The 6,050-nt window shown below is 68.7% G+C and carries 7 protein-coding genes and 1 pseudogene; 2 read left to right on the forward strand and 6 right to left on the reverse strand.

Annotated elements, in window-relative coordinates:
- Positions 1-2: 2 nt before the first annotated feature.
- Together C447_RS06525 and C447_RS06530 are read right to left on the reverse strand one after the other, a co-directional pair.
- On the reverse strand, positions 3-1,421 hold the full coding sequence (locus tag C447_RS06525; RefSeq protein WP_007692075.1) for an FAD-binding oxidoreductase: 1,419 nt from the start codon (positions 1,419-1,421) through the stop codon (positions 3-5).
- 79 nt (positions 1,422-1,500) lie between these two features.
- Positions 1,501-1,905, reverse strand: coding sequence for an exonuclease SbcCD subunit D C-terminal domain-containing protein (locus C447_RS06530; protein ID WP_007692077.1), 405 nt, complete (start codon positions 1,903-1,905; stop codon positions 1,501-1,503).
- Positions 1,906-2,076: 171 nt separating this feature from the next.
- On the opposite strand from C447_RS06530, the gene C447_RS17620 reads away from it, so the two are divergent.
- Entirely contained in the window at positions 2,077-2,301 is a 225-nt protein-coding gene (locus C447_RS17620) for a hypothetical protein (protein ID WP_152416136.1), read from the forward strand.
- Between the two features lie 61 nt (positions 2,302-2,362).
- Here C447_RS17620 and C447_RS06535 read toward each other — a convergent pair whose 3' ends face one another.
- From C447_RS06535 to C447_RS06550, 4 genes are all read right to left on the reverse strand, one after another.
- Complete coding sequence (locus C447_RS06535; RefSeq protein WP_007692078.1) at positions 2,363-2,788, reverse strand: hypothetical protein; 426 nt, start codon at positions 2,786-2,788, stop codon at positions 2,363-2,365.
- Positions 2,789-3,024: 236 nt separating this feature from the next.
- Complete coding sequence (locus tag C447_RS06540; RefSeq protein WP_007692080.1) at positions 3,025-3,816, reverse strand: ABC transporter permease subunit; 792 nt, start codon at positions 3,814-3,816, stop codon at positions 3,025-3,027.
- Positions 3,813-4,598: an ABC transporter permease subunit gene (locus C447_RS06545; RefSeq protein ID WP_007692083.1), complete on the reverse strand. Its 786-nt coding sequence runs from the start codon at positions 4,596-4,598 to the stop codon at positions 3,813-3,815. Before C447_RS06545 ends, C447_RS06540 begins: the two co-directional genes overlap by 4 nt.
- Positions 4,591-5,598 carry an ABC transporter ATP-binding protein gene (locus C447_RS06550; protein WP_007692085.1) on the reverse strand — a complete coding sequence of 336 codons (1,008 nt, stop codon included), beginning with the start codon at positions 5,596-5,598 and terminating at the stop codon, positions 4,591-4,593. Before C447_RS06550 ends, C447_RS06545 begins: the two co-directional genes overlap by 8 nt.
- Before the next feature lie 106 nt (positions 5,599-5,704).
- Between C447_RS06550 and C447_RS06555 the strand changes: the two are divergent.
- Positions 5,705-6,050: pseudogene (locus C447_RS06555) on the forward strand (kynureninase); the annotation flags it as partial.

A 6,050-nucleotide genomic window follows, 5' to 3' on the forward strand; every position in this document is an offset into this window, starting at 1 on the left:
GCCTACTCGGGCGGGTCGACCCACAGCCGCTCGCCGTCGAGGGTTTCGGGGAATATCTTGCCCGGGTTGAGGGTGTCCGTCGGGTCGAGGGCGTGTTTGACCGCGCGCATCGCTTCGACGCTCGCCTCGCCGTGCTCGGCCACCAGGTACTTGCGCTTTCCCTGGCCGACGCCGTGCTCGCCGGTCGCGGTGCCGCCGAGTTCGATCGCCCGCTCGACGATGGCGTCCGAGACCACCGTCCCCGCCGCGCGTTCGTCGGGGTCGTCGAGGTCCACGAGCACGTTGTAGTGGAGGTTGCCGTCGCCGGCGTGGCCGAAACAGAGGACGTCGAGGCCGTGGGCCGCGGCCTCGTCCTTCGCGAACCGGACCATGGTGGGATAGTCGCTGATCGGCACGGTGACGTCGCCGGGTTTGACGGGTCGGCGCGGCGGGTCGTAGGCGACCATGGCGGGCGCGAGGTCGCGGCGGGCCTGCCAGAGCCGTTCCATCGCCTCACCCGCACCGACCTCAAACCCCGTCGCGCCGCACCGTTCGAACACCTCGCGACAGGTCTCGACCTCGGTTTCGATACCGTGGTTCGCGTGGAATTCGAGGAAGACGAGCGGGGATTCGGGGAGGTCGGTGCCCGAGTAGGCGTTGGCGACCGCGGCGCTCAGCGGGTCGAGGAGTTCGACCGTGGCGACGTCGACCCCCGCTCGCATCGTCGCCGCGATCGCTTCGGCCGCCGAATCGAGGTCGTCGAAGGTCGCCCGCCCGCCGCGAACCTGTTTCGGCCGGCGGGCGAGTTCGAACGTGACCCGGGTCACGACGCCGAGCGTGCCCTCGCTCCCGACGAGGAGGTCGGTCAGATTGTAGCCGCTGGAGGTCTTCTTCGCCCGGCTTCCGGTCTCGATCACCGTGCCGTCGGCGAGCACGGCTTCGAGCCCGAGCACCCAGTCGTGGACCTCGCCGTACTTCACCGTCTTCGCGCCGCTCGCGTCGTTCGCCACCATCCCGCCGACGGTCGAGATGTCGGCGGACTGCGGGAGCGGCGGGAGGAAGAGATCATGGTCGTCGACCGCGTCGTTCACCCTGGAGCCGAGCACGCCCGGTTCGACGTCGACCTGGAAGTCCGCGGGGCGAACGTCGAGAACCGAGTCCATCCGCGTGAGGTCCATGCTCACGCCGTGGTGGGCCGGGAGCGCGTTGCCCTCCAGTCCCGTGCCCGCCGCGTAGGGCGTCACCGGCACCCCTCGCTCGTCGGCGGCCGCGAGCACCGCGCTGACCTCCTCGGTGGCGTCGGGCCAGCAGACCGCGTCGGGCACGACACCTTCGCCCGGCGGCGTCCCCCAGTCGGCGGCGTGGTCGCCACGGTCGTCGCCGCCGAACGAGACCCGGTCGTCCGGGAGGTGGTCGGTCAGGAACGAACAATCGTGATTCATGCCGGTCGTCCGTCCGCCGGCGGCATAAACCACCAGGGCAGGGCGGTCGGACACCGCTCGAAGCGGGACCAGGCTGTGCTCATCCGCCGAACAACCACCGACGGAGACGCGTGACGGGGCCACCCCGCCCCGCCGTTCGGGCCGTGAGGTCGTCGACCGCCGCCTGCACCCGATCGACCGGGTCGGTGTCGAACACCTCGTCGGCGAGCCGGGCGAGGAGCCACTCGGTCGCCTCGACGGCGTCGGCGAGGTCGTCGTAGGAGCCCACCCGGAAGTCGTGGGTGACGGGACCGCGGTCGGCCAGGCGCATCGAGAGGTGGAGGCGGAAGACGTCCGGGCCGTCCGGCCCCCGTTCACCGAGTCGAACCTCGATGGTGGTCGTCTCGGACGGCTGGTACCGATAGCGATGCCAGCGCGTCCCGCCGGCCTCCAACGTCGGCGGCGTCGCCCACCCTGCCGGTGTATCGACCCGATCGTCGACCATACCGGGAGCACACGGCCCGTCCTTATCAAACCGATACCCGTAGCTCTCGGATCGAGACCCAGCGACCACGACTGAACGACCGAGTCCTGTTCGACCGACGGTGTCGATCGACGACGAATCACGAGGGAACGGGTCGCAACCCGTATCACTAACTGATTGGTTAGTCATCATATGTACTCCGAACCCATCTTCCCGATCCACCTGCTCCGTCGGCGGACGATCGCGGGGGTCGACGCCCTGAGTTTCATGGTGGGTATCGGGCTGCTCGGCGGCACGACCTACCTCCCCGTCTTCCTCCAGACCGTGCCGGCCAGTCGGCGACCAACGCCGGGCTGCTCCTCTTGCCGCTCGTCGGCGGCCTCATGGTCACGTCGGCGGCGACCGGCCAGTTCATGACCCGGCTCGGCTACTACAAACCGTTCACCGCGGCCGGCGGGGCGATCGCCGCCGTCGGCTTCTACCTCCTCTCGACGATGGGCCCGGCGACGACCCAGCTCCGATCGAGCCTCTTCATGTTCGTCACCGGGCTCGGGTTCGTCATGCCGACGCTCACGATCGCGGTCCAGAACGTCGTCGACCGGAAGAACCTCGGGGTCGCGACCACCTCGGTGACGTTCAGCCGGACCCTCGGGAGCGGGATCGGGGTTTCGGTGCTCGGCGCGATCCTCTCGAACCAGCTCACCGACCGCCTCGGGAGCAGTTCGCTCGGCCCCGCGGCAGCTGGGAAGCTCGCCGACGCGGGCTCGAACATCAGCCTGCAGGTGCTGGCGGCGCTTCCGGTGAAGGCGGTCCCGGTCGTGAAGACCGCGGTCGCGAACAGCATCGACCAGCTCTTCCTCACCGGCTCGGTCGTGCTCGGACTCGGTTTCCTCATCGCGCTCACCCTTCCGGGCCTCGAGCTCGGCGAGGAGGCGGCCGTCGATATGAACGAGCACGGCGGGTCGTCGACGGAGACCAGCGCCTCGGCGGCGCGACGGGGACCATCGACGCCGACAGCTCCGACGACAGAGGGGTCGTCCGGCTCCGGGCTGGGGTTCGTCCGTGCTCGGCGACCGTCCCTTTCAGCCCGAACGACGGCTCCCGGTTTTCACGACCCGTCTCGCGCGGCTGGAAAGCACGTCACCGGACGTCCATCCGTTCGAACCGAACCCGACCGGCGAGCACCAGCGCCGCCGTGGTGCCGAGGAGCACCAGCGCGCCCCCGAGGTCGTAGGTCCCGCCGACCAGAATCGCGTTCGGGTCGAAGTAGTGCATCGGTGCGAGGCTGCCGAGCCACGCGACGTCCGACCCCACCACGAGCGATTCGAGGAGGTAGAGCCCGAACAGTGTCCCGACCGCGGCGTTGCGCGCGGTCTCGGCCCGGTCGAAGACCACCGAGCAGCCGAGCCCGATCGCCCCACAGCACAGCAGGTACGGGATCGAGAGCACGTGGAGCGCCGCGAGGTCGACGACCGCGAGCGGCTCCTCGACCAGCCACGAACCGGCGTAGAGCACTACGGGAACCACCGCGCTGGCGACGAGGACCGGGACGAGCAACGAGAGGAACTTCTCGACGAGCACGCGCGAGCGCGAGACGGGGGCCGCGAGCAGCGTCTCCATCCGGTGGGCGTCGACGTCGCCCGCGACCGACTCGGCGGCGCTGTAGGCCAGGTAGATCCCGAAGAAGAGGCCCCAGAACAGGGTGTAGTACTCGCCGGCGAGCAACCCCTCGACGCTCGTGAGGCTTTCGAGGCCGAAGGCCGCCCGGAACTGGGGCGGGAGCGCGTCCGCGAGACCCTGAACCTCGCTTCCGGCCACGATCTGCGGTGCGAGCGCGAGGAAGACCAGCCCCATCAGCGAGAAGGCGGCACTGACGCCGAGCGCGCTCCGAACCCGGTGGCGCGCCTCGTAGCGTAGGATCTCGAAGCTCATGTGATGTCCATCCGCCGGAAGCGGAGCTGGCTCGCGACGACGAGGACAGTGGTAACAACGAGCAGGACCGCCGCACCCCCGAGGTCGTAGACCCCATCGAGCAGGATCGCGCTCGGGTCGAAGTAGTGCATCGGCGTGAGGCGTTCGACGACCGCGTAGTCGGTGCCGGTGAGCAGGGTCCGTACGAGGAAGGCCATCACGAGCACGCCGACGGCCCCGCGCTGGGCGAGGCGCTCGTTCGGGAGGAACACCGAGAACGCGAGCCCGACCGCCGCACAGCACAGCAGATATGGAACCGCGAGGATGTGGAGCGCGATCAGGTTCTGGGTGTTCACGGGGTCGTCGATGAGCCGGCCACCGACGTAGATCACTACTGGCGTGACCGCGTTGACCGCGAGGATCGGGACGAGGATCGAGGCGAACGTCTCGGCGACGACGCGTGCCCGAGAGACCGGTGCGGCGAGGAGGGTGTCCAGCCGCCCGCTCTCTATCCCGCCGGCGACGAGCGAAGCCGTAGTGTAAGCGAGGTAGAGCCCGAGCACCAACACCCAGCCGAACTGGTAGAGCTCGACCGATAGCAGCCCGGCGAGGCTGTTGAGGCTCTCTATCCCGAAGCCGACGACCAGCTGGTCGGGATAGCTCTCCAGAATGGCGTCGAGGTCGACGTTCGTGAATGAGGGCGTGAGCGCCACGAACATCGCGCCGTAGAAACACGCCGCGGCGGTTATCGCGCCCGCCACGACGAGCCGGCGTTCGCCCTCGTAGCGCGCGACCTCAAGCACGTTCTTCGCCCCCGCTCGATGGCTCGGTCTCGCCGTAGAACCGCATGAAGACGTCTTCGAGCGGTGCGTCGCCGATGTCGAGGTCGAGAACGTCGTACCTACCGAGGTGGTCGAGGAGCACGTTGTAGTCGCCGGTGTAGGTGAATCGCACGGTCGTTCCCGTCCGCCCGCTCGACGACCCTGGTCGGACGTCGTCTTCGACATCGGCTGCACCCGTCCGTCCTCCATCAGCCGAGGTGTGCGTCGGGGTACGGTCGCTGATGACCTCGACGTCGTGGGCACCGTCGAGCACGAACGCCGCTGGGTCGACGGACTCGCTCACCCGGGCCGAGACGTGCTTGCCGCCGCGGTCGAGCAGGGTCTCGACGGTTTCGAGCTCGACGAGGGTTCCGTTCCGGATGATACCGACACGATCGCAGATCTTCTGGACCTCGCTCAAGACGTGCGAAGAGAAGAAGAACGTCACCCCGCGGGCCTGCTCGTCGCGAACGAACTCGTAGAAGCGCTCCTGCATCAGTGGGTCGAGCCCCGACGTCGGCTCGTCCATGATGACGAGGTCGGGATCGTGCATGAACGCGAGGACGAGCGCGAGCTTTCGTTCGTTGCCCGTCGAGTACTCGCCGATCGTGCGCTCCATCGGCGGGTCGAACAGCTTCAACAACTCCTCGCTTCGTTGGTCGCCCTTGAGCGACGCCTGATAGCGGAGGAATCGCTCGCCCGTGACGCGCTCGTCGAAACCCATCTCCGCCGGAACGTAGCCGAGGTGGCGTTTCGCGTCGATCATGGCGGCCTCGTCGGTCACGTCGCGACCGAGCACGGTCGCGCTCCCGCCCGTCGGCGATTGAAACCCCAGCAGCGTACGGATCGTGGTGGTCTTGCCCGCGCCGTTCGGCCCGAGGAACCCGAACACCTCGCCCTCACGCACCGAAAACGAGAGGTCCTCGATCCCACGGGTCTCGCCGTAGTACTTCGTCAGTCCCTCGGTTCGTAGTGCGGCCATGGCGACTTCCTACGGAGCTACGCCGGAAAATTTCATGAAGCTGTCGGGGGATCGGACGCACGAACGGGAGCGAAAGAATCCTGTCGGTCGGGGTGGGAGGAGACGCATGACGGCGTTCGACGCGACGCGAGCCGCCGCCCGCGAGCGCGACGAGGCCGACCCGCTCGCGGGGTTCGCCGACCGGTTCTCGCTCCCCGACCGGCTCTACTTCGACGGCAACTCGCTCGGGCCGGTCTCCGACGACGCCCATCGCACGCTCGACCGCGTGGTCGAGGAGTGGCGCGAGCTCGGGATCGGGGGCTGGACCGACGCCGACCCGCCCTGGTTTCGGTACGGAGAGTTCCTCGGCGACCGGCTCGCCCCGCTCGTGGGTGCGGCGAGCGAGGAGGTGGTCGCCGCGAACGCCACCACCGTCAACATCCACACCCTCGTCGGGACGTTCCTCGATACCC

The organism is Halococcus hamelinensis 100A6 (assembly GCF_000336675.1).
Taxonomy (GTDB): Archaea; Halobacteriota; Halobacteria; order Halobacteriales; family Halococcaceae; genus Halococcus; species Halococcus hamelinensis.